Annotated in this window: 22 protein-coding genes and 1 pseudogene; 9 read left to right on the forward strand and 14 right to left on the reverse strand. The window is 69.3% G+C overall.

Translation table 11 applies throughout. The features are described 5' to 3' along the window. Positions 1-98 precede the first annotated feature (98 nt). The 5 genes from V6S85_RS21910 to ccrA form a co-directional block, all read right to left on the reverse strand. A complete protein-coding gene (locus V6S85_RS21910) occupies positions 99-611 on the reverse strand; it encodes a CPBP family glutamic-type intramembrane protease (RefSeq protein WP_334350240.1) in 513 nt (170 codons plus the stop codon). Continuing rightward, on the reverse strand, positions 599-1,717 hold the full coding sequence (locus tag V6S85_RS21915; RefSeq protein ID WP_334350241.1) for an aromatic ring-hydroxylating dioxygenase subunit alpha: 1,119 nt from the start codon (positions 1,715-1,717) through the stop codon (positions 599-601). The genes V6S85_RS21910 and V6S85_RS21915 overlap by 13 nt, the downstream gene beginning before the upstream one ends. A 157-nt stretch (positions 1,718-1,874) precedes the next feature. Next, positions 1,875-3,341 (reverse strand): M20 family peptidase, encoded by a 1,467-nt coding sequence (locus V6S85_RS21920; RefSeq protein WP_334350242.1) that lies wholly within the window; start codon positions 3,339-3,341, stop codon positions 1,875-1,877. A 168-nt stretch (positions 3,342-3,509) separates the two neighbouring features. After that, a complete protein-coding gene (locus V6S85_RS21925; RefSeq protein ID WP_116488407.1) occupies positions 3,510-3,749 on the reverse strand; it encodes a DUF2188 domain-containing protein in 240 nt (79 codons plus the stop codon). A gap of 96 nt (positions 3,750-3,845) precedes the next feature. Continuing rightward, complete coding sequence (gene ccrA, locus V6S85_RS21930; protein WP_116567069.1) at positions 3,846-5,126, reverse strand: crotonyl-CoA carboxylase/reductase; 1,281 nt, start codon at positions 5,124-5,126, stop codon at positions 3,846-3,848. Between the two features lie 311 nt (positions 5,127-5,437). Between ccrA and V6S85_RS21935 the strand changes: the two genes are divergently transcribed. After that, positions 5,438-6,166 carry an enoyl-CoA hydratase/isomerase family protein gene (locus V6S85_RS21935; RefSeq protein WP_116567202.1) on the forward strand — a complete coding sequence of 243 codons (729 nt, stop codon included), beginning with the start codon at positions 5,438-5,440 and terminating at the stop codon, positions 6,164-6,166. Positions 6,167-6,169: 3 nt separating this feature from the next. On the opposite strand, the gene V6S85_RS21940 is transcribed toward V6S85_RS21935, so the two are convergent. The 8 genes from V6S85_RS21940 to V6S85_RS21975 form a co-directional block, all read right to left on the reverse strand. After that, the gene (locus V6S85_RS21940) at positions 6,170-6,322 is read right to left on the reverse strand and encodes a hypothetical protein (RefSeq protein WP_165260644.1); all 153 of its coding nucleotides are present in this window, start codon (positions 6,320-6,322) and stop codon (positions 6,170-6,172) included. Positions 6,323-6,525: 203 nt separating this feature from the next. Then, positions 6,526-7,338, reverse strand: a complete 813-nt coding sequence (locus V6S85_RS21945; RefSeq protein ID WP_334350243.1) for a TauD/TfdA dioxygenase family protein — start codon at positions 7,336-7,338, stop codon at positions 6,526-6,528. Between the two features lie 70 nt (positions 7,339-7,408). Further along, a complete protein-coding gene (locus V6S85_RS21950) occupies positions 7,409-7,903 on the reverse strand; it encodes a flavin reductase family protein (protein WP_334350244.1) in 495 nt (164 codons plus the stop codon). Then, a complete protein-coding gene (locus tag V6S85_RS21955; RefSeq protein ID WP_334350245.1) occupies positions 7,903-9,288 on the reverse strand; it encodes a peptidase M20 in 1,386 nt (461 codons plus the stop codon). The genes V6S85_RS21950 and V6S85_RS21955 overlap by 1 nt, the downstream gene beginning before the upstream one ends. After that, complete coding sequence (locus V6S85_RS21960; RefSeq protein WP_334350246.1) at positions 9,288-9,920, reverse strand: cysteine hydrolase family protein; 633 nt, start codon at positions 9,918-9,920, stop codon at positions 9,288-9,290. The genes V6S85_RS21955 and V6S85_RS21960 overlap by 1 nt, the downstream gene beginning before the upstream one ends. Continuing rightward, positions 9,917-10,981, reverse strand: a complete 1,065-nt coding sequence (locus V6S85_RS21965; protein WP_334350247.1) for an LLM class flavin-dependent oxidoreductase — start codon at positions 10,979-10,981, stop codon at positions 9,917-9,919. The genes V6S85_RS21960 and V6S85_RS21965 overlap by 4 nt, the downstream gene beginning before the upstream one ends. A gap of 15 nt (positions 10,982-10,996) precedes the next feature. Next, the gene (locus V6S85_RS21970) at positions 10,997-12,391 is read right to left on the reverse strand and encodes an MFS transporter (protein WP_334350248.1); all 1,395 of its coding nucleotides are present in this window, start codon (positions 12,389-12,391) and stop codon (positions 10,997-10,999) included. Further along, the gene (locus V6S85_RS21975; protein WP_334350249.1) at positions 12,361-14,769 is read right to left on the reverse strand and encodes a TonB-dependent siderophore receptor; all 2,409 of its coding nucleotides are present in this window, start codon (positions 14,767-14,769) and stop codon (positions 12,361-12,363) included. The genes V6S85_RS21970 and V6S85_RS21975 overlap by 31 nt, the downstream gene beginning before the upstream one ends. 583 nt (positions 14,770-15,352) lie before the next feature. On the opposite strand from V6S85_RS21975, the gene V6S85_RS21980 reads away from it, so the two are divergent. The 5 genes and pseudogenes from V6S85_RS21980 to V6S85_RS26685 all read left to right on the forward strand — a co-directional run. Further along, positions 15,353-15,838 carry a hypothetical protein gene (locus V6S85_RS21980; RefSeq protein WP_243410535.1) on the forward strand — a complete coding sequence of 162 codons (486 nt, stop codon included), beginning with the start codon at positions 15,353-15,355 and terminating at the stop codon, positions 15,836-15,838. 10 nt (positions 15,839-15,848) lie between these two features. Beyond that, a complete protein-coding gene (locus tag V6S85_RS21985; RefSeq protein ID WP_334350251.1) occupies positions 15,849-16,436 on the forward strand; it encodes a PspA/IM30 family protein in 588 nt (195 codons plus the stop codon). Positions 16,437-16,440: 4 nt separating this feature from the next. After that, positions 16,441-17,055, forward strand: a complete 615-nt coding sequence (locus V6S85_RS21990) for a YqiJ family protein (protein ID WP_334350252.1) — start codon at positions 16,441-16,443, stop codon at positions 17,053-17,055. 65 nt (positions 17,056-17,120) lie between these two features. Beyond that, complete coding sequence (locus tag V6S85_RS21995) at positions 17,121-18,974, forward strand: flotillin domain-containing protein (protein WP_334350253.1); 1,854 nt, start codon at positions 17,121-17,123, stop codon at positions 18,972-18,974. A gap of 22 nt (positions 18,975-18,996) precedes the next feature. Next, positions 18,997-19,099, forward strand: a pseudogene (locus V6S85_RS26685) (hypothetical protein); the annotation flags it as partial. A gap of 8 nt (positions 19,100-19,107) precedes the next feature. On the opposite strand, the gene V6S85_RS22000 reads toward V6S85_RS26685, so the two are convergent. Beyond that, the gene (locus V6S85_RS22000) at positions 19,108-19,308 is read right to left on the reverse strand and encodes a KTSC domain-containing protein (RefSeq protein ID WP_116488394.1); all 201 of its coding nucleotides are present in this window, start codon (positions 19,306-19,308) and stop codon (positions 19,108-19,110) included. A gap of 183 nt (positions 19,309-19,491) precedes the next feature. On the opposite strand from V6S85_RS22000, the gene V6S85_RS22005 reads away from it, so the two are divergent. From V6S85_RS22005 to V6S85_RS22015, 3 genes are all read left to right on the forward strand, one after another. Further along, entirely contained in the window at positions 19,492-19,896 is a 405-nt protein-coding gene (locus V6S85_RS22005; RefSeq protein ID WP_116567047.1) for an MAPEG family protein, read from the forward strand. Between the two features lie 191 nt (positions 19,897-20,087). Next, on the forward strand, positions 20,088-20,729 hold the full coding sequence (locus V6S85_RS22010) for a LysE family translocator (protein ID WP_116567045.1): 642 nt from the start codon (positions 20,088-20,090) through the stop codon (positions 20,727-20,729). 114 nt (positions 20,730-20,843) lie between these two features. Then, positions 20,844-21,440 carry a CC0125/CC1285 family lipoprotein gene (locus V6S85_RS22015; protein WP_116567043.1) on the forward strand — a complete coding sequence of 199 codons (597 nt, stop codon included), beginning with the start codon at positions 20,844-20,846 and terminating at the stop codon, positions 21,438-21,440. The last annotated feature ends 178 nt before the right edge of the window (positions 21,441-21,618 follow it).

The following is a 21,618-nucleotide window of genomic DNA, read 5'->3' on the forward strand; positions in this document are numbered from 1 at the left end:
TGAGCACGCCGCCGCAATCTCACCTGCGGCTGATAGAGGGGTTCCCGCCACAGGGGCGGGAATGACGGGCGATGAGGGAGGCGAGGTTTGCAGCCCCCTCACCCCAGCGCGCTGCCCCCGCCCAGCCAGGTCTGCCACACCACCACGAACCCGCCGTGCAGCAGCACCGCCGGCCACAGCGAGCCTGTGCGCAGGCGCATCAGGGCGCAGGCCAGGCCCAGGATCGCCGTGCAGGCCAGAAAGTCCCACCGCAGGAACGTGGTCGCGTGCGGCAGAAAGGTCAGGGTCTCGAACGGATGCCAGGCCACGTAGAGCGCCGTGGAGACGACGACCCACAGCCACGGCCGGCGGGTCTCGTCGCGCCCCGGCAGCAGCACGCCGCGAAACGGGATCTCCTCGCCGAGCGCCGGGATCAGCCACACCGTCAGCAGCCGCGGCGGCAGGCCCGGCGCCGTGTCGGTCAGGCGATAGAGGCCGGTCGACAAGCCGATGGCGGCCATCGCCGCGCCGCAGATCACGGTCGCCGCCGCGCACCAGCGCCAGCCGGCCGCGTCGGGCAGGGTCGTCAGGACAGCGACGAGGCGCCGCCCAATGGACCTCAGCTGCGCCACTTCAGCGTGGTTTCCTTGACCGGATTGACGAACGGCCGGCCTTCGTTGCGGCTGGCGGTCCATTCCCGCTTGAGCTGCTGGTACCACTTGGCCTGGGTGTCGGCGTCGTCGATCCAGATCAGGGCCGGATCGTATTTCAGCCCCTCGTTCTGCAGGTTCACCATGCGGCCGTCCTGGCGCAGGAACTCGCGGGCGAAGGGGGCGATCAGGGCCCGGAACATCATCACCGGATGGTCGGACCAGATCAGCTGGCTGATCCGCGTGCTGGTCTCGGTCAGCGGGGTCAGGCAGGTCAGGGCCAGCACCTGACGCTTGCCCACCACGATGTGCTCCCAGCGATAGCCGGGCAGCCGGAACGTGATCTCGATCTCCGGCGCGCCGCCCAGGATGTCGTAGAGGCGGTTGGCCTTGCTGCGTCCATGGCGGCGCATGACGAAGCCCTCCGGCGAGGGCGCGAAGACCTTGGTCTTCTCCGACTGGCGCTTGGACGAGCGGGCCCACCAGGCCTCGTGGACGTAAGGCGCGTGGGTGGGGTCCATCAGCCCAACCACCGCGTGGTCCATGTGGGTCTCGAAGATCATCGAGTCGACGATCTTGGCGTCGCCGCCGACCACCCCGGGGAACGACGGCGGCGGTTCCGGCGGCTCGCCATCGAAGCGCGGATCGCCGCTGATCCAGACGAACACCATCCCCTGGCTTTCGGCGACGGGATAGCGCCGCACGCGAATGCGCGAGACCTCGAGCCCCTGGTCTCCGGTCAGGGATGGGATCGACGCGCAGACGCCGTCCGAACCGAACCGCCAGCCGTGATAGGGGCACTCGACGCTGGCGCGGCCGTCGGCCTCCTGCGTCAGCTTGCCGGCCGACAGCGGGGCCGCGCGATGCGGGCAGACGTCGCGGATCGCGAACACCTTGCCGTCCCTGCCCCGGCTGACCAGCACCGGCTCGCCCAGGATCTCGTAGCGGGCAAGCTTGCCGGTCTTCACCTCGCGCGACAGGGCCGCGTAGTACCAGGCGTCGAACAGGAAGCCCTTGCCGAACTTGGCGGGCGGGGCCTTGGCGGCGCCGGCGGCAGGGGAAGCGATACGAGCGTCGTCGGCGGGCATGATCGGGGTTCTAGCGTCAGTCCGCCGGCATTTTAAGGGCGCTGGCATCCTTACCCGCAAAATCCCCGCGAAAGCGGGGATCCGGGCCCTTTCTGCAACCCATGGCGCTCAACGATAAAACACCTGGCCCCCGCTTTCGGGGAGTTCCGCGAAGGATCTACCGCCCCGCCGTCTCCACCAGCCGCTGGTAGAAGCGAACCATCTCCTCCAGGTTGGCCAGGGTCATGTGCTCGTTGGTGCCGTGGATCATCCTGGTGCCGTCCATCGACAGGGTGATCGGCTGGAAGCGGTAGATGTCGTCGGCGATCGGCGACATGAAGCGGCTGTCGGTGGCGGCGATCACCAGGCCCGGCGCGACCGGCGCGCCGCTCTCGTTCCCGGCCAGCGAGGCCAGGGTCTTCCAGCCCTCCGAGGTCGTCGACGACACCGGCGAAGGCTCGTTGAGCTGGCGCTCCCAGGCCAGCTGCACCGGCAGGTCGCCCACCGCGTCCTTGGCCCGGGCCATGACGGCGGCCGAGCTGTCGCCCGGCGCGATGCGGTAGTTGATCCAGGCCGTGGCGTCCTGGGGCAGCACGTTCTCCTTGGGCGAGCCCTTCAGCATGGTCGGCGCGATGGTGGTGTGCAGCATGGCCGCCCCGGCCGGGCTCTTGGCCGTCTGCTGGACCAGAAGCGGCGAGAACAGCCAGCTGTTGGCCGCCGCCATCTTCACCGTCGGCGAGGCGCTGGGGGCCAGCGACTTCAGCATGTCGGCGCCCGGGCCTTCGAACTTCATCGGGTGGGGATGGTCGGCGATGGCCAGCACGGCGCGGGCCAGGGTGGTGACCCCGGTCTGCGGCGGCGGGGTCGAGGAGTGGCCGCCGGGCGCGGGCGCGGTGACCTTGAGCGTGCCGTAGCCCTTCTCGGCAACGCCGATGATCGCGGCCGGCCCCTGCGTGACCGGATTGTCGGCCACCACCACCATGCCCTCGTCGAGCACGAACCAGGCCTTGACGCCCCGGGCCTTCAGCGTGGCGGCCACGGCCCGGGCGCCGGCCCCGCCGACCTCCTCGTCATGACCGCTGGCGATGATCACCGTGCGCTTGGGAGAAAAGCCCGCGGCCGCCAGGCCGTCGACCGCCTCGAACAGGCCGATCAGCGAACCCTTGTCGTCGATCGCGCCCCGGCCCCAGACCGCGCCGTCGGCCACCACGCCGGCGAACGGCGGATGCTTCCAGTCCTTCTCGGTGCCGGGCGTCACCGGCACCACGTCCTGGTGGGCCATCAGCACCAGCGGCGGCAGCGACGGGTCCGAGCCCTTCCAGGTGTAGATCAGGGCGTGGCCGCCGACGACCTCGCGGGTCATGGCCTTGTGGGCGGCCGGATAGGTCGCCTGCAGCCAGGCGTGCAGGGCGTCCCACTGGGAAAGGTCGTTGTCGGCGGCGTTCTGGTGGCTGACGGTCTGGAAGCGGATGGCCTCGCCCAGGTGCGCGGCGGCCCGGGCGGCGTCGAACGGACGCGCGGCGGCCAGCGGAACCTCGCCCGCCTGGGCCGGCGGCTTGAACGTGACGGTCCGCGCGACCACCACCCCGGCCAGCACCGCGGCCACGCCGACCGCGCCCAACGCGACCTTGCTCTTCCACCCCATGACGCCCCTCCGCCAAAATGTCAGGGCGCGACTGTGCGACGGGGCGGCGAGGTTGCCAAGAGCAATTTCGATACGTGATGGATCGAAAATAGGGCCTGCCTATTCCCTACCCTCCCGTCATTCCCGCCCTTGTGGCGGGAATGACGGGAGACTGGAAGGGGAAGGGCTTCAGCCCTTCACGTGCGTGGTCGGGCGGTCATGACCGTCGGACAGTTCCTCGCGCCACTGGCCGCGGTCGTCCTCGTAGGTGATGCCGACCGTATCGCCCGCCACCTTCTGCTCGCCGGCCGCGCGCTTGGCCGCGGCCAGGGCGGCGTCGTGACTACGGAAGGTCTCCGAGAACACGTCGCCCAGCTTGTAGGCCCAGCCGCCGTCGTGCTCGACGATGGTGTAGGTGATGTCGGTCATGGCGCACTCCTTCGGTTCCGAAACTGAAAGGATGAGACCCTGGTTCCGGGTCCGACGTCTTGCATGCAGACGCTGCGTTCCCCCATTTCCATGCCGTCACCCCTCTCCGCCCAGCTCCTGCACCTCCTCGAAGGTGCGCAGGCCGGGGCGCTGGGCGCAGACCAGCACGCCCATGTTGCCGGGCAGGTGCTGGTTGGCCAGCATCTTCTCGTGGGCGGCGGGGATCTGGTCCCACGGGAACACTTCCGACAGGCAGGGATCGACGCGACGGTCGATGACCAGCTGGTTGGCGGCGCTGGCCTGCATCAGGTTGGCGAAGTGGGACCCTTGCACGCGCTTCTGGCGCATCCACAGGAAGCGGGCGTCCATCGTCAGGTTGAAGCCGCTGGTGCCGGCGCAGATGGCGACCATGCCGCCGCGCTTGACCACGAACACGCTGACCGGGAAGGTCGACTCGCCCGGATGCTCGAAAACGAGGTCGACGTCGCGGTTGCCGGTGATCTGCCAGATGGCTTTGCCGAACTTGCGGCTCTCCTTCATGTAGTCGGCGAACTCGGGGCCGTTGACCTTGGGCAGCTGGCCCCAGCAGTTGAACTCCTTGCGGTTCAGCACCGCCTTGGCGCCCATCGACAGCACGAACTCGCGCTTGTCGTCGTCGCTGACCACGCCGATGGCGTTGGCGCCCGCGACGGCCGCCAGCTGCACGGCGAAGACGCCCAGCCCGCCCGAGGCGCCCCAGACCAGCACGTTCTGGCCGGGCTTCAGCTCATGCGGCTTGTGGCCGAACAGCATGCGATAGGCGGTGGCGAGGGTAAGGGTATAGCAGGCCGCCTCTTCCCAGGTCAGGTGCCGGGGACGGGGCATCAGCTGGCGCGACTGCACGCGGCAGAACTGGGCGAAGCTGCCGTCGGGCGTCTCGTAGCCCCAGATGCGCTGGCTGGAGGAATACATCGGGTCGCCGCCATTGCACTCCTCGTCGTCGCCGTCGTCCTGGTTGCAGTGGATGACGACCTCGTCGCCCAGCTTCCAGCGCTTCACCTTGGCGCCCACCGCCCAGACGATGCCCGAAGCGTCGGAACCGGCGATATGGAAGGGATGCTTATGGCCGTCGAGCGGGCTGATCGGCTCGCCGAGCGCGGCCCAGATGCCGTTGTAGTTGACGCCGGCGGCCATCACGAGGACCAGCACCTCGTCCTCGCCGATCTCCCAGGTGGGCACCACCTCGACCTGCATGGCCGAGCCCGGCGGGCCGTGCCGCTCCTTGCGGATCGTCCAGGCGTACATCGACTTGGGCACATGGAACGGCGGTGGAATCTCGCCGATCTCGTACAGGTCCTTCACGGGAGACGCGGTCGTCTCGAGGGTCGCGGTCGTCATGTCACTCCCCGGCTTTGGGCCCGGCTCTTCGGCGCTGCAACATGAACGCCGAAATGGCTGTCTGCGCTCCGCGGTACGGTTCGGCGCGAGGAGAAAACGCGCCGTCCGGCCGTCGTTCTTATCGTGTTCTCCGGCCACGCTAGGCGGCCAGGTACGGCTGAGGCTGGGACAAGCCTCAGGATCTGGCAAGCGGAATCCTTGTGCGTCGCAGCATGGTTGCGCATGAAACCACCCGTCGCCCTCGAGGTTGCGCGCTTCCCATTCGCGCCGCGCCGGGCGAGGTTGGCCCCATGACGCAGACGATCCCCCCGATGCTTCACGTTTCGCGACCCACCGGCTCGATCATCCTCCTTGAGCTTGACGCCCCGCCGGCCAATGCGCTGAGCCTTCAGCTCCGCGCCCAGCTGGTCCGGGCGCTGGACGAGATCGCCACCGACGACGACGTGCGGGCCGTTGTGCTGACCGGCCGGGGCGGGGTGTTCTGCGCCGGCGATGATCTGCGCGAAGCGGCCGTGCGCGGCGACGGCGCCCTGGCGGCGGTGGAGGACTTCAACCGGCTGATGGACTGGGTCGAGGCCCTGCGCGTGCCGACCATCGCCGCCGTCGACGGCTGGTGCTTCGGCGGCGGGCTGGAACTGGCGCTGGCCTGCGACATCCGCCTGGCCAGCGACCGGGCGACCTTCGCCGCCTCGGGGGTGAACATCGGCCTGGTGGCCTCGGCCACGCGGCTGCCCCGGCTGATCGGCGCCGCGCGGGCCAAGGCGCACCTGCTGACCGGCGCCCAGTTCGACGCCGCCCGGGCCCTGTTCGACGGGATCGTCACGGCGGTCCACACGCCGGGCGCCCTGCTGCGCCAGGCCATGAAGCTGGCCGAGGCCATCTCGTCCCGCGCGCCCCTGGCCGTGGAGGCCACCAAGCGGGTGATCGACGGCAAGGCCTATGTGGAGGAGGAGCTGCCGGCCCTGATCGCCAGCGGCGACCACCAGGAGGCCATCGCCGCCTTCATGGGCAAGCGCACGGCCGACTTCCGCAGGAAATAGGCCCTATTCGGAGGCCTTCTTGCCGCCCAGCTTGATCAGGCCGAAGCCGACCGCGAAGCCCAGGATCAGGCCGATGGCCATGTTGTCGATCAGCGCGCCGAAGATGATCCCGCCGCACACGCCCAGGACAAAGCCCACGCCACCCTTTTTCGTCATCGAAAGCCCCTGAAACCCAGGCGCGCATCAACGACGAGACGATCGATGAGGTCAAGGCCGGGGCCCAAGATCCTCCCCCTCTGGGGGAGGTGGCCCGGAGGGCCGGAGGGGGGACGTTTTCAGCTTCCGCTAAACTCGACCGTCTTCCCCCTCAGTCGCTCCGCGACAGCTCCCCCTTCAGGGGGAGCATCTTCCCCGATCCCTCAAACCGGCCGATCGCCGGCGATCGTCACGCGGAACCCCGAGCGCACGTCGGGGAAATAGTCCCAGATCGCCTGGTGCCAGGTGCAGCGGTTGTCCCAGAAGGCCACCGAATTGGGCCGCCAGCGGAAGCGCACCTGAAAGTCCGGATTGCCGGCGTGGTGGTAGAGATACCCCAGGATCGCCGCGCTCTCGGCCTTGGGCAGGCCGACGATGTGGGTGGTGTAGGACGGGTTGACGAACAGGCTCTTGCGGCCGCTGACCGGGTGGGTGCGCACCACCGGATGGGCGGTGCGGTTGTACTGCCGGTCGATGTCCGGGAAGAGCGCCTTGTAGATCGGGTTGGCGTCGTGGACGGCGGTCAGCCCCTCCAGATACGCCTTCATCCGGTCCGACAGGGTGTCGTAGGCCGCGTACATGCTGGCGAAGACGGTGTCGCCGCCGTCGTCGGGCACGATGGGCATGTGCAGGATGCTGCCCAGCGGCGGCTCGGGATCGCAGGTCAGGTCGGAGTGCCAGCTCTCGCCGGCCACGAATTTCGAGTTTTCGTCGGCGTGGATGGCCACGACCTCGGGATGGTCGGCCAGGCCCGGCACGCCCGAATGGATGGCCAGCGGCCCGAACTTGCGGCCCAGCGCCTTGTGGGCGTCGTGGGTCATCTGCTGGTCGCGGAAGAACAGCACCTGGTACTGGGTCAGGGCCTGGTGCAGCTCCTCGAACTGCCGGTTCGACAGCGGCTGGCCCAGGTCGACGCCGAACACCTCGGCGCCGATCCGGCGGGTCATCGGCTTCACTTCCAGCACGTCGTAGGCCATCTCACGCTCTCTCAGTTTTGCTTGGTCGCGTGGCAGGCGCCGAAACCGCTCACACTTTCGGCTGCCACGCTCAGGTGTTCAGGAACTGGCCGCGCACGTAGACGAGCGGCGGCTTGGACTCATTGATGCGGACGCTGACGACCCGGCCGACGAGGATCTCGTGGTCGCCGCCGTCGTGGGTGGCATGCAGCGCGCACTCGACCACCGCCACGCAACCGGCCAGCACCGGGGCGGCGGTCGCGCCGGGCTCCAGCGCCGCCAGGGCGAAGCGCTCGTCGCAGCCCGACTTGGCGAAGGCATAGGCCAGCTCGCCCTGGTCGGAGGCCAGGATGTTGACGCAGAACACGCCCGCCCCCTGCACGGCGGCCAGGGTGCGGCTGCCGCGCTTGAGGCAGGCCAGCACCAGCGGCGGATCCATCGACAGCGACGAGAAGGCGCTGACCGTCGTGCCGCTGAGCCGTCCGTCCAGCGCCGTGGTCACCACCGTCACGCCCGCCGCGAAACCGCCCATGGCCTTGCGCAACAGCGCCGTGTCCGGAACCTCGGAAGCTAGGGCCGCGCCCATCACTCGCCCCCGAACGGATTGTCGCCATAGACCGGCGGCGCGCGGTTGGCGGCGTCCGCTGTCTCGGCCCGGCCGCAGACGGCCAGCGCCGTCAGGGCGTAGACCAGGGCGCTGTCCACCAGGTCCTTCGGCGTCGGCCGCCAGCGGGCGAAGCCCGTGGTGATGGCCGGGATGCGGTGCATGTTGAAGACGTTGTGGTCGCGCCACATGCTGGAATAGACGCTCGCCGCGCGGGCCACCGGATGGCCCAGCGACAGCTGGGTGGCGACGTCCACCGCGCCGACCAGCGGGGCCACCTCGGCCGCATCCGCCTCGAAGCCGTGGCGCACGACCACCGGTTCGACCTCTACGCCGCTCATGCCGATCCCGCGCACCATGGCCTCCAGCGAATGCTGGATGTCGGCGACGCGCTGGCGGGGGTTCAGCCCCACCTCCAGATAGAGGTTCACCCGCTCGGTGCCCGCCCCGAAGGCGTAGGGGATGCCGCCCCGGATCGAGGCCAGCTGCGACTTGGGCTGGGCCACGCCGCCGGGGCTCTCGTAGAGGCTGGCCTTCTCCCACTCGCCGCTCCAGGCATGGATGGCCTCGGTCAGCTTGCCGATCTTGTAGAGCGGGTTGGGGTGCTCGGCGGCCGTCGCCGGGTGGCTGAGCAGCGGGGTGAACACCCCCTCGCCCCAGATCGTGACCCTGAACACCGCATAGCCGCAGCCCACCCAGGTCAAGCCGAAGTCGCAGCCCTCGGCGGCGATGGCGTAGTCGGGCGCCACCCCTCCGTGGTGGAACAGGTAGTGGGCGCCGATGTCCTTGCCCATATAGGCGACGCCGCGATGCTCCTCGATCGGCTCGGGACCGATCTCGCCGGGGCAGGCGGTCAGGTACATCTTGCCGGCCAGCTCGTAGCCGGCCGCCTTCAGCGCCTTGGCCGCGATCAGGAAGCAGGCCATCGGCCCGCGGTCGTTGGCGATCGGATAGCCGTAGAGCTTGCCGTCCTCCAGCCAGCACTTCTCCCACTCGGGATTGGCCAGGGTGGCGGGGCTATACTTGTAGGCGTCCAGATCCGGGTTCCAGGTCGGCGCCTCGGTGTCGAGGTGGGCGGTGAAGAGCAGGTTCTTGCCCACACCTTTGCCGCCGTGCGTGCCGATGACGTTGGGACGCTCCGGCGTCGCGCCCACCTTGCGCGGCGAGAAGCCCTCGCGCGCCATCCAGTCGTAGACGTAGTTGGCGACCTCCAGCTCCTTGCCGGAAGGCGCGGGAATGTTGCCCAGCGTCAGGGCCAGCTCGACGATCTCGCTCTCGCTGATCGCGGCGGCGATGGCGGCGCGGTCGGCCTCGGTCACGACGTAGGGGGCGGCGACGCCCGCGAGGTTGGCGAACCCGTCGGCCATCACGCGGCCTCCTTCCAGGCTTTGGCGACCTCGACGCTGTCGGTGAGGATCGCGGTGTTGAGCCCCATCGTCTTCAGAGCGACCTCATGCAGGTCGGGCTCGTAGGCCGCGCAGGCGTCGGCGGCGACGAAGACGTGGTAGTCGAGGTCGAAGGCGTCGGCGGCGGTGGCCGCCACGCAGCACTCGGTGGTCAGGCCGCAGACGACCAGGGTGTCGACGCCCATGACCTTCAGGCGGGCGTCGAGATCCGTGCCGACGAAACCGCTGTAGCGAGTCTTGGCGATCACCAGTTCGCCATCGGCCGGCTGGGGTCCGAAGAAGGCGCTGCCCGGCTGGCCGGCGCGGCACAGGGCCGCCTCGCTGTCGGGATCCCCGCCCCGCCGGCGCATGCGCTCGTTCCAGGCCGGGCTATCGGTGTCCGGCGCCGTGAACAGGCCGACGAACACCACCGGCACGCGGGCCTGACGCGCCGCCGCGACCAGGGCGGTCGCCGCGTCCACAGCCGGCGCGGCCATGCCCATATCCACGCCGTACTGACCCAGCAACCCGTCGGGCGAGGCGAAGTCGACCTGGATGTCGATCACCGCCAGCGCTGTGCGGCCCGGCGCGATCCAGGCCGGCAGCGGGCTCACGAGAACACCGAGCGCAGGCCCGGCAGGATCTCCGAGCCGAACATGGAGAGCCCCTCCACGTAGTCGGGGAAGATCAGCATCAGCCCGTCCAGCTCGCAGTCGGTGACGAAGGCCTGCACCTGCTCGGCGCAGGTGGCGGGCGAGCCGACCACGGTGTGGGTCATGAACGCGCCCTGCTGGGCGGCGACGCTCGACAGCTTTTCGGCCGGCACGCCCCAGCTCTCCAGCATGGCCAGGATCGCGCCCATGTCGGCCCCGCCCTTGTAGTGCTGGACCAGCGCCTCGGCGCCCGCGTCGCTCTCGGCGTGAACGACGGTGCACATGGCGTAGGTCTTGATGGTCTTGCCCATGCCCTCGGCCGCGATCTTGGCCCGGCGGCTGGCGTCGCGGCGCTCCTCGGGCGTGCGGCCGCCGATGAAGCAGACATCGGCCTCGCGCACCGAGAACTGGAAGCCCCGGTCGCTCATGCCCGCGCAGATCAGCTCCGGACGCGGCTTGCTCAGCGGCTTGGGCTTGGACTGGCAGTCCTTCATCGTGAAGAACTTGCCGTCGAAATCGACGCTGTCCTCAGACCACAGGCGCTTGACGATCTTGGTCCATTCCTCGGTCAGGACGTAGCGGTCGTCGTGGGTCAGGGCGTCGTCCCAGGCCCCCATCTGGGCGAACTCGCCGCGATAGGCGCCGGCGACGATGTTGAGGCCCGCGCGGCCGCCGCTGATGTGGTCCAGGGTGGCGATCATCTTTGCCGCCACGGCCGGGTTCTGCAGCAGCGGGTGGATGGTGGCCCAGATGCGGACGTTCTTGGTGGCCTCGGCGATGCCGGCCATCATGGTGACGGACTCCAGGGCCGTGCCCCAATGGTCGGTCTCGCCGCCGAAGCCGCGGAACTTGCCCATCGACATGACGAAGTCCATGCCGACCTCGTCGGCCTTCACGGCGGCGGCCTTGTTGGTCGCATAGAGGCCGTCGAGGACGGGGGTGGTCTTGGAGATGATCCAGCCGCCGTTGGCCACCGGCAGGAAGACCCCAAAGTCCTTGTGCTTGGAAGGGCTGTGGAACATGGCGGACATCCTTGCTTAAGCGGCGTCTTGCAGCAGGGTGGGAACAGGCGCGCCAGCGGGTTCGGCCTCGGCGGCCTTGCGCGGCGGGCGCATGAACAGGGCGGCGACGAAGATCAGGCCAATCACCGCGGCGAAGAGCTGGAAGGTGGGGGCGAAGCCGCCCAGCTGGTCGCGCATCAGCCCGCCGATCACCGGACCCAGGGCCGAGACGGCGCCGACCAGGCAAACCATCGAGAAGAGCTCGAGATTGTTCTTCCGGCCGTAGTAGTTGAGCAGCAGGATGCTGACGGCCAGCACGGTCAGGCCAAAGCCGATCCCCACACCGACGGCGAACACCATCATCACCGGCCAGGAGGTGGCGTGGGTCAGGGCCAGCAGGCCGACGGCCATCACCCCCTGCGCGCCCGCCAGCAGCCAGCGCGGGTCGATGCGGTCGCCGACGAGACCCCCGCCGGCCCGGGCGGCCACCTGCATCAGCGACTCCAGGCTGATCGCGGCGATCGCCACGGTGGCCGGCACGCCCAGCTCGCCGAAATGGCTCGGCGCCAGGCTGACGGCGGTGACCCCGCCCAGCAGGTGGGCGAAATAGGCCGCCAGGATCACCCAGAACTGCGGGGTGCGGACGGCCTCTTTCACGGTCCAGTCGACGGCGGTGCGATAGACCTTGGTCGTCGCCGGGGCGTTCTCGATCTCTTCGGCCACGGCCTTGTCGGTCTCGGCGGCGGCGGCGGCCAGCCAGGCCTTGCCGCCCACCAGGGCGGTGCACAGCAGGCCCACCACCAGCGAGGCGGCCGCCTGCATCCACCAGTAGGGCCGCCAGGCGCCGCCGGCGATCTCCATGCCCGACAGCGCCATCCACGGACCAACGACGCCGCCCAGCGAGCCGATGGTGAAGTAGATCCCGAACGGCAGGGCGCGCTTCTTGAACAGCATGCCCAGCACGTGGGTGCCGGGGATCAAGGCCATCATCTGGTAGCCGACGCCCAGCAGGGCCGTGCCGACCAGATAGACCGCCAGGCCCGGCGTCGCGGCCAGGCAGGCAAAGCCCGCCACCATCACCGCCGAGCCGGCGATTATGGTCAGCCGCACGCCCAGCTTGCGGATCAGGAGGGCCGGCAGCCACGACGAGCCGCCGCAGAACGCCCCCAGCAGGGTGAAGCCCAGGAAGGCCGGGCCAAAGCCCCAGCCCTGCTCCTTGATCATCGCCGGCAGGACCACGCCCAGCGACGAGAAGGTCGATGCGGTGATCAGAAACAGCAGCAGGGCGAAGACCGACAGGATCAGCCAGGGACGCCAGGGGGAGGTCGACATGGCAGGACTCCTTGGAGAACAGGACAAGGAGCGGCGCGCCCGTTGCAGCGAGCGCGCCGCAGGGGGAACTAGAACTTTCGGGCCAGGGTCACGCGCCACTCGCGGCCCTTGGACGGCAGGGCCGCCAGGTTGGCGTAGGTGTCGCCGACCGGCGTGAAGTAGAGCTTGTCCAGCAGGTTATCGACGTTGAGCGTGGCGGTGTACGGCCCGTACTCGTAGGCGACCGAGCCGCTGGCCACGGCGTAGTCCGGATAGACCACCGCGTTCGGCACCGTGCCCGAGGTCTTGGTCACCCGGGTCACGCCCAAGGTCGCGGCGACCTTGCCCCAGGCGTAGGCGTCGGAGGTGTAGGCGCCGTAGAGGCTGAGCACCGACTTGGGGATCAGGGTGTAGTCGTAGTCGCCCGGCCGGATGCTGGCGAAGCTCCAGACCACGTAGGAGCCGCCGAAGCCGTTGGCCCCGCTGACGCCGACGGTGTGGACCGGCACGTACTGGAACGAGGTGTCGGGGCCCTTCACCGTGGTGTGCTGGGTGTTGCCCGAGAAGGTGAAGCTGAAGTGCTCGCTGGCCAGCCAGCGGACTTCCAGTTCCACGCCCTTGGCGCGGGTGCCGGTCGGGGTCTGGGTGATGCCGGTCAGCTGGGTGCGGTTCTGGCGGTAGCCGGCCAGCGACCCGACCAGCGTGCCCTGCAGCCACTGGAACTTCACCCCGGCTTCGGCCAGGTCGCCCTCCGACAGCCAGGCGTCGCCGGCGTCGGCCACCAGGCCCGGCGCGATGTCGCCGGCCTGGCTCATCTCCAGGGCGCTGGCCTTGGCGTAGGTGATGTAGGGCATCAGGCCGAAAGGCGCCTTGTAGGTGGCGCTGGCGGTGTAGGTCCCCTTGCCCTTCGAGGCGTTCTGCTTGCCGGCCACGGTGTACGAAAGGAAGCCGGTGTCTTCCGAGGTGACGTCGTAGTCGTCGTAGCGGCCGCCCAGCATCAGGTTCAGCTTCTCGCCGACCATGATGTCGGTGGTGAAGAAGAGGCCGGCTTGAGTCCATTCCGAGCGGTTGTCGTTCTCCCACGCCACGCCGTCGCCCGGATTGAACGGGCTGCCGATGAGGTCGGTGGGGGTGGCGCCGAAGGCGATGTCGCGGCGGTCCAGCGCGATCAGGCCGCTGTTGTAGCTTTCGCGCCGGCGGCCGTCGAAGGCGCGGTACGAGGCGCCGACGAACGACTTGGCCTTGACCGCGCCGTCGAGGAATTCGTTGGCGAAGTTCCAGGTCAGGCGGGCTTCCCAGACGTCGCTGTCGAACCAGGCCGGATAGCCGTAGGAGACGAAGCGCTCGTTCTCCAGGGCGTCGTAGAACAGCTGAAGCTTGATCGAGCTGTCGGCCGACAGCTCCTTGGCGACGTCGAAATAGAGCGTGTTGGTCTGCGTCTTCGAGAAGTCGGCGCTCGAGATGTAGACCGTGCGCGGCGACAGCTTGGTCGTGCCGACGCCCGTGTCCAGCGTGTGCTTGGCGTCGCTGTCTGGGAAACCGTAATAGGCCAGGTACATGGCGCTGGCGTAGGGGTAGAAGCCGATCTCGCTGGGCGTCAGGCGACCGTTGCCATCGGCGTCCACCAGGCTCGTATCCCGGCCGGTGATGTAGGTCCTGTTGTCGATCAGGTCCTGGGTCAGGCGGTTCCAGCCCGGCGTCTGCACGTCGCCCTTCGAGCGGTACAGCATGCCGCCGACGGCGGTGCTCCAGCCATTGCCGAGATCGAAGTCGGACGACACCTGCAGGGTCTGCCGGCGTGGATAGATGCCACGATAGTAGCTGTGGCTGTCCTCGACCTCGCCATAGACATGGACGCCGCCGACGACGTCGCCGAGGTTCACCGGCAGGCCGACCTGGGCCGTGGCGTTCTTGCGGTTGTAGCTGCCGTAGGTGGCCGTGACCTCGCCCTGCGTTTCCGACAGGTAGCCGCCTTCACCCTTCCCGGACTTGGGGATGAAGTTCAGCATCCCGCCGACCTTGCCCGAGCCGTAGATCGGAGTCGGCGGGCCGCGCACGATCTGGATCTGGTCGGCAGCCCCGATCGGCGTCGAATAGGTGCCGCGGTTCTCGATGCGCTTGAAGCCGCGGAAGTAGTTCTCGGCCAGGGTGCCGCGGATGTTGAGCGCCCCGGGCACGCCGTAGAAGCTGGCGGTGTAAGTGCCCGGCGACACCGCCGTCAGGCCGTCGATGGTCTCGATGCCGTAGCGCTGCAGCGTCAGGTCCGACACGAAGCTGGCCGAGCGCGGCGTCTCGATCAGCGGCTTGTCGAGGCCGAAGACGGTGTTGTTGGGCTCCTTCTCGATCAGGCCGGCCTTGTCGCGGGCCCGCACCACGATCTCGTCGACGGCGTCCGGCGCGGTCGCGACGGGATCCGGCTCGGCCGCGTGGGCGGCGCCGGCCAGGGCGAGCAGAACGGCGGCGGAACAGCCCGCGAGCAGCATTCCTTGGTTCGACATGACGGTCCTCGTTCAAGGCCGTCGCACTCCCGCCCTCGGCGGTTATCCCCAGAGCGACGCCTCTTGGAGAAACCATCGCCTCGCCCCGTTCCCGGCGTCCGGGGCGGCATCTGTAATTTCACTCAAAATGTTCGAGACGCCCACGATTTGTCCCGCCGTGCGCGGCTTTCGCCCACGGCGGGACCAAGGAACTTGATCCAGAGCGAACGAGACCCGGTCTGAAGCGCCGTGCGGATGGCGGACAACCATGCTCTCCTCGTGCTCGTCATTCCCGCCCTTGTGGCGGGAACCCCTCTATCGGCCGCAAGGGCGGTAGGGGCGGACTGCTTAGCAGTCCGCTTGCACCTCACCTGCAAGCGGAACCAGGGCTTCCCGCCACAAGGGCGGGAATGACGGGATGGAAGAGGGCTCGAAATCCCCGCCTCCCGGGATCTCCGCCAATGCGGCCAACGCCCCTCAAACCCAACAGCGAGCACATGACGAAGATGTAATCTCCGGCTGAAAGGCGCAGCTGTTTACAAACGTATTACAACGCCCCACATTGCCACTCATGGTCGCGCTGAACACGCCCTTGAGTGTACGGTTGTCCGAAGAGGACGCCCTTTTTCTCGCCGGTCTCGAACTGGAGGGGGCGATCACGGCCAGCGACAAGGTGCGCGGCCTGATCCGCCAGGCCCGCCGCCGCGCCGAGACGCCGGCCGGCTGGGACGCCGCCCTGGCCGCCGCCCACGACATCGCCGCCCCGGCCCTGAAGGCCCTGCGCGCGGCCGAGCTGGCGTCCGATCGCCACTCCACCGTCGCCCTGGCCCTGACCACCGCCGTCGAGGAGATGCTGGCCGTGCTGCTGGCCGCCCCGGCCGAGCTGGCGGGCGCGAGCCCGGAGGCCCTGGCCCGCCACGAGGCCCGCCTGGTCGACTGCGCCGCCCGCCTGACCGAGCAGATGCTGCGCTGGGGCGTCACCCCCAGCGCCCCCGCCTACGATCCCACGATCGTCTCCCGCCGCGTCGCCGCCCTGGGCGAGCTGACCCGCCTGATCACCGCCACGGCCGACCGGCCGACGAACGCCTGACGAGGACCCGATGGCAGATACCCTGCGCGCCCGAGTGGGACGCATCGTCAGCGGCGGCGCCCACGCCCTGATCGACGCCTTGGAAGAGGTGATGCCCGACGCGCTGGGCCAGCAGGCCCTGCGCGAGGTCGACCAGGCGATCGACGAGGTGCGCGCCGAGCTCGGCCGCGCCATCGCCGCCCGCCACCTGTCCGCCAAGCGCCTGACCGAGCAGTCCAGCCGCCACGACGACCTGTCGGCCCAGATCGAGCTGGCCCTGAGCCAGGACCGCGAGGACCTGATCCGCGCCGCGCTGGAGCATCAACTGGACATCGAGGCCCAGATCCCGGTGCTGGAGACCGCCGTCGCCGACGCCGCCCAGCGCCAGGCCGAACTGGAAGGCTACCTGGCCGCCCTGCAGGCCACCCGCCGCGAAATGGCCGAGGACCTGACCGACCTGACGGCCGCCCGCGCCAAGGCCCCGCAGCCGTCCACCGACGCCGAACTGGCGCGCGGCGCCAAGCTGTCGGAACTGGAGCGCCTGGCGCGCGGCCACCGCGTCGACGAGCGCCTGGCCGCCCTGCGCGCCGCCCGTTCGCAAGACCTGAAGCGAGGCTGAGCCGATGTGGGGGTTCCTGTCGGCCGACGGCAACACGATCTTCCTGGCGGCCCTCCTGCTGATGCTGCTGATCGGCGCGGTCGAGGCCGCCGGCCTGGGCGCGGGCCTGGGCCACGACGGCCTGGACGGCCCTAATCTCGATGGGCAGGGCGCCTCGCTGCTGAACTGGCTGAACGTCGGCCGCCTGCCGCTCCTGATGGTGATCGTGGTCTTCCTGTTCGCCTTCGGGGTGACCGGGCTCGTCCTGCAACAGCTGATCGCCGGCGTCTTCCGCCACCCGGCCCCGGCCTGGCTGGCCGGACCGCTGGCGGCCGCGGTCGCCCTGCCCTTCACCCGGGTGCTGAGCCGCGTGCTGGCCCGCGTGCTGCCCGGCGACGAGACCACCGCCGTCTCGCGCGAGACCCTGGTCGGCCGCGTGGCCGTGATCGTCACCGGCGAGGCCAGGGCCGGTTCGCCCGCCCAGGCCCGGGTCCGCGACGCCCACGGCCAGACCCACTACGTGATGGTCGAGCCCGACGAGGACGGCGAGACCTTCGCGCAAGGGACCAGCGTCATCATCGTGCGCAACGCCGGCGCCCGGTTCCTGGCCATCCGCAACGAGAGCGAGGCGCTGCTGTGACGCCCGCCTTCGCCTTCCTGCTGTTCTTCCTTTTCCGCTTTCCCAAACTTCGGGGGTAAATCCGCATGCCTGCCCTGATCGAGATCGCCGTCATCGCCGGGGGGAGCCTTGTTGGCCTCCTCATCCTCGGCCTGATCCTGGCCCGCCTCTACAAGCGCGCCTCCAAGGAAACCTCCTTCGTCCGCACCGGCTTCGGCGGCGAGAAGGTCGTCATGAACGGCGGCGCGCTGATCCTGCCGGTGTTCCACGAGACCATTCCGGTCAACATGAACACCCTGCGCCTGGCCGTGGCCCGCAGCGCCGAGCAGGCCCTGATCACCAAGGACCGCATGCGCGTCGACGTGCTGGCCGAGTTCTACGTGCGGGTTCAGCCCAGCGCCGAGGCCATCGCCAGCGCCGCCCAGACCCTGGGCCAGCGCACCATGCACCCCGAGCAGCTGAAGGACCTGGTCGAAGGCAAGTTCGTCGACGCCCTGCGCTCGGTGGCCGCCGAACTGACCATGACCGAGCTGCACGAGCAGCGCACCCACTTCGTCCAGAAGGTGCAGCAGGTCTCGTCCGAGGACCTGCTGAAGAACGGCCTTGAGCTCGAGACCGTGTCGCTGACGGGCCTGGACCAGACCGCCATGGAGTACTTCAACCCGTCGAACGCCTTCGACGCCGAGGGCCTGACCCGGCTGACCGAGGAGATCGAGCTGCGCAAGAAGCTGCGCAACGACATCGAGCAGGACACCCAGGTGCAGATCCGCACCAAGAACCTCGAGGCCCAGCGCCGCACGCTGGAGATCAGCCGCGACGAGGAATACGCCAAGCTCGAGCAGGAGCGCGAGCTGGCCATCCGCCGCGCCGCCCAGGCCGCCGAGGTTTCGCAGAAGGAGGCCGAGAAGGCCCGCGAGGCCGAGGGCGCCAAGATCTCGGCCCAGCAGCAGATCGAGACCGCCAAGATCGACGCCGACCGGGCCGTGGCCCAGCAGCGCATCGCCATGGAGCAGGAACTGGGCGAGCGCGAGATCGCCAAGGAACGCGCCGTCGAGACCCAGACCATCGAGAAGGCCAAGGCCATCGAGCTGTCCGAACAGGACCGCGCCATCGCCGTCGCCGAGAAGTCGCGCGCCCAGTCCGAGGCCCAGGCCGACGCCGACAAGGCTCTTGCCCTCGCCGTCGCCGCCGAGGAACAGGTCAAGACCGTCCGCGAGCGCGAGGCCGCCGACCGCCAGAAGATCATCGAGCTGATCGAGGCGACCAAGGAAGCCGAGCGCGAAGCCATCGCCGTCCGCGTCGCCGCCGAGGCCGAAAAGACCGCCGCCTCCGACCGGGCCGAGGCCCTGCGCGAGGAAGCCAAGGGCGCGGCCGACAAGACCCGCATCGAGGCCGAGGCGACGGCCGAAGCCGTCCGCCTGGCCGCCGAGGCCGCCCGCGTCCGCTACGACGTCGACGCCTCGGGTCAGGAGGCCCTCAACAAGGCCGCCAACCTGCTGTCGGCCGACCAGGTGGCCATGGCCATCCGCATCAAGCTGATCGAGAACCTCGACCGGATCATCGCCGAGTCGGTCAAGCCGCTGGAAGCGATCGACTCGATCCGCATCGTCCAGGTCGACGGGCTGAACGGCGCGACCGGCGGGGCTCCGGCCAACGACGCCGGCGGCGGCTCGAACGGCGGCGGCAACCTCGCCGACCAGGTGGTCAGCGGCGCCCTGCGCTATCGGGCCCAGGCCCCGCTGCTCGACCAGCTGATGGCCGAGGTGGGCCTCAACGGCGGCGCCCTGTCGGGCCTGACCGCTCCGCTGGCCGACGTCGCTCCCGTGGCGACCGTCGTCGACGACGTCCCCGCCCCGCGCCGGGTCAAGAAGGCCAAGCCCGCCGCCATCGCCGCGCCGGTCGCGGTCGAGGAAGAAGAGGAAGGCGACGAGGAGGCGTAGGCGTCTTCGCGCCATCTCCTGAATGCAATGCGTGGTCCTCGCCCTTCGACAGGCTCAGGGTGAGGACCAAAGCAAATGCCGCAGAGGAAAAACCTCATCCTGAGCTTGTCGAAGGACGAGGTTTTTCGCCGCCTCAGATCCGGTTGTACGGATAACGGTCGCGGATCATCCGCTGGAAGAAGCGTCCCTTCGACCGCGACCGCGCGAAGGCCGCCGTCACCCGCTCGGGCACCCCGACATAGACGTACTCGTCGCCGTCGATGAAGGTGACGATGAGCTTGCCGTGTTCGGGTTCGTAGTCGATCGCTCGGATCGCGGTGGAGTCGACGAGCATGCGCGAGACCTTTCTTCGGAAAGGGTTCGGACGAGGGGCTACGAAGCTGAAAGCGCATAGGCCGGGCCGGCGGTTCCGACCATGGCCGTCGCGGCTTTGAGCTTCGCCCGCGAATACGCTTAAGCTCGCCGCGCGCGGCCGTCCTTGCGCCGCATCAAAGGTTCGGGGAGGACCGCCAAGACCATGCAAACCCACGCCCTGGTCGCCATCGTCACCCTGGCGGCGCTGCTCTGCTACATCTGGATGATCCTTCGCGTGGGCGGGGCCCGTCGCCGCACCAAGATCGACGCCCCGGCCATGACCGGCCACCCCGACCTGGAACGCGCCGTGCGGGTGCAGGCCAACACCCTGGAATGGCTGGTGATCTTCCTGCCGTCGCTGTGGCTGTTCGCGATCTACTGGAACGACCTCTTCGCCGCCGCGGCCGGCGCGGTCTGGATCCTCGGCCGGATCATCTACGCCCTGTCCTACGCCGCCGATCCGAAGACGCGCGGCCTGGGCTTCGCCATCCAGGCCTTCACCACCTTCGCCCTGCTGCTGGGCGCGCTGGGCCGGGCGATCTGGGTGGCGGTGAGCGTGGGGATGTAATCCCCTAACGCCCGTCATTCCCGCCCTTGTGGCGGGAAACCCTGTTTCCGCTCGCAGGTGAGACGCCAGCGGACTGCCGGGCAGTCCGCCTCATCCGCCCTTGCGGCTGACAGAGGGGTTCCCGCCACAAGGGCGGGAATGACGGACTGATAAGGGTGGGCTGACGCCCCTCAAAAGCCTATAGCCCGGCCATGGTCCTGCCCGTCGATCCCGCCCGCTACAGCGCCTTCCTGGCGGCCATGTTCGTGATGGCCATCACGCCGGGCCCGGCCAACCTGTTCGCCATCGCCACCGGCATGGAGAAGGGCAAGGGCGCGGCCTTGCTGGGCGTGGTCGGCATGAACACCGCCAGTCTCGTCTGGTTCGTGTTCGCGGCCCTGGGCCTGGGCGCGCTGATCGCCGCCTTCCCGGCCGCCTTCCACGTCCTGGCCCTGGCCGGGGCGGCCTATCTGGTCTGGCTGGGGATCAAGTCGATCCGCGGCGCGCTGAAGCCGGCAGGCGCCGAGGGACAAGCCCTGGCCGGCGTGCGCATGTCGTCCAGCCGCTCGGCCTTCCGCGACGGCTTCACCGTGCAGATCGCCAATCCCAAGATCCTGCTGTTCTTCGGCGCGGTGCTGCCGCCGTTCATCGACGTGCAGCGGCCGCTGGTCCCGCAGCTGGTGATGTTCGCGGCCGCCACCATCGGCATGGACCTGATCAGCATGAGCGCCTACGGCCTGGGCGGCGCGGCACTGGCCTCGCGGATGAACGAACCCGCCTTCCGCAAGGGCTTCGGCATCCTCGTGGGCGTCCTGCTGATCACCGCCGCCGGCCTGATCGTGGCGCGGGGATAGAGTCGGCCGGCAATCTCTTTTTACATCGCGGCAACGTGTTCGCCTTGGCGAAACCGTAAAGCTCCGCCATCCATTGTGTTACGGGAGTAACGAGTCGTCGCAAAGGAGCGCGCCATGTCCCTCAAGAAGGCCAGATGGCTCGCGATCGCGGCGGTCGCCGCCGCGCTCAGCGCCTGCGCCACCGCCACGCCGTATCAGCCAGCCATTCCGGGCCAGAAGGCCTCCGGCGGCTTCACCGAAATGCGTCTCGAGGGCGACCGCTATCGCGTCGGCTTCGCGGGCAACAGCCTGACCAGCCGCGAGACCGTCGAGCGCTACCTGCTGTACCGCGCCGCCGAGGTGACGGTCGAGCAGGGCTATGACTGGTTCGAGACCGCCGACCGCCGCACCGACCGCACGGCTCGCACGGTGATCGACGAGGATCCGTTCATGCGGCCGGGCTTCGGCTACGGCTATCCCTACGGCTACTGGCGTCCGTCCTGGCGCTACTACGGCCCCCGCTACGGCGGCTGGCGCGCCTGGGACCCCTTCTGGGGCGACCCCTTCTTCGCCAACCGCGCCGAGGTCCGCACGATCGAGAAGTTCGAGGCCAGCACCGAGATCGTCCTGCACAAGGGCGCCAAGCCCTCGGGCGATCCCCGCGCCTACGACGCCCGCGAGATTATCAAGAACCTCGAACCGACCATCCAGCGGCCGGCTCCGGGGCAGTAAGAACGACGAAGGCCCTCTCCATCGGAGAGGGCCTTTTTCTTGGATCCTCCCCCTCTGGGGGAGGTGGCCCGGAGGGCCGGAGGGGGGCCGTTTTCAGCTTCCGCTGAACCTGACCGTCTGGCCCCCCCCTCGGTCGCGGCCCCCCCCCCCCACAGGGGGGGGGAGGTAATGGGCACCG

Source organism: Caulobacter sp. CCNWLW153 (genome assembly GCF_036889365.1).
Classification (GTDB): Bacteria; Pseudomonadota; Alphaproteobacteria; order Caulobacterales; family Caulobacteraceae; genus Caulobacter; species Caulobacter radicis.

Coding starts and splice junctions, on each gene's coding strand:
- V6S85_RS21915 (WP_334350241.1), bottom strand. CDS start 1,717: ATGCCCGCCGACGACGCTCGTATCGCTTCCCCTGCCGCCGGCGCCGCC.
- V6S85_RS21920 (WP_334350242.1), bottom strand. CDS start 3,341: ATGGGGTGGAAGAGCAAGGTCGCGTTGGGCGCGGTCGGCGTGGCCGCG.
- V6S85_RS21925 (WP_116488407.1), bottom strand. CDS start 3,749: ATGACCGACATCACCTACACCATCGTCGAGCACGACGGCGGCTGGGCC.
- ccrA (WP_116567069.1), bottom strand. CDS start 5,126: ATGACGACCGCGACCCTCGAGACGACCGCGTCTCCCGTGAAGGACCTG.
- V6S85_RS21935 (WP_116567202.1), top strand. CDS start 5,438: ATGCTTCACGTTTCGCGACCCACCGGCTCGATCATCCTCCTTGAGCTT.
- V6S85_RS21940 (WP_165260644.1), bottom strand. CDS start 6,322: ATGACGAAAAAGGGTGGCGTGGGCTTTGTCCTGGGCGTGTGCGGCGGG.
- V6S85_RS21945 (WP_334350243.1), bottom strand. CDS start 7,338: ATGGCCTACGACGTGCTGGAAGTGAAGCCGATGACCCGCCGGATCGGC.
- V6S85_RS21950 (WP_334350244.1), bottom strand. CDS start 7,903: ATGGGCGCGGCCCTAGCTTCCGAGGTTCCGGACACGGCGCTGTTGCGC.
- V6S85_RS21955 (WP_334350245.1), bottom strand. CDS start 9,288: ATGGCCGACGGGTTCGCCAACCTCGCGGGCGTCGCCGCCCCCTACGTC.
- V6S85_RS21965 (WP_334350247.1), bottom strand. CDS start 10,981: ATGTTCCACAGCCCTTCCAAGCACAAGGACTTTGGGGTCTTCCTGCCG.
- V6S85_RS21975 (WP_334350249.1), bottom strand. CDS start 14,769: ATGTCGAACCAAGGAATGCTGCTCGCGGGCTGTTCCGCCGCCGTTCTG.
- V6S85_RS21985 (WP_334350251.1), top strand. CDS start 15,849: ATGGCAGATACCCTGCGCGCCCGAGTGGGACGCATCGTCAGCGGCGGC.
- V6S85_RS21990 (WP_334350252.1), top strand. CDS start 16,441: ATGTGGGGGTTCCTGTCGGCCGACGGCAACACGATCTTCCTGGCGGCC.
- V6S85_RS21995 (WP_334350253.1), top strand. CDS start 17,121: ATGCCTGCCCTGATCGAGATCGCCGTCATCGCCGGGGGGAGCCTTGTT.
- V6S85_RS22000 (WP_116488394.1), bottom strand. CDS start 19,308: ATGCTCGTCGACTCCACCGCGATCCGAGCGATCGACTACGAACCCGAA.
- V6S85_RS22005 (WP_116567047.1), top strand. CDS start 19,492: ATGCAAACCCACGCCCTGGTCGCCATCGTCACCCTGGCGGCGCTGCTC.
- V6S85_RS22010 (WP_116567045.1), top strand. CDS start 20,088: ATGGTCCTGCCCGTCGATCCCGCCCGCTACAGCGCCTTCCTGGCGGCC.
- V6S85_RS22015 (WP_116567043.1), top strand. CDS start 20,844: ATGTCCCTCAAGAAGGCCAGATGGCTCGCGATCGCGGCGGTCGCCGCC.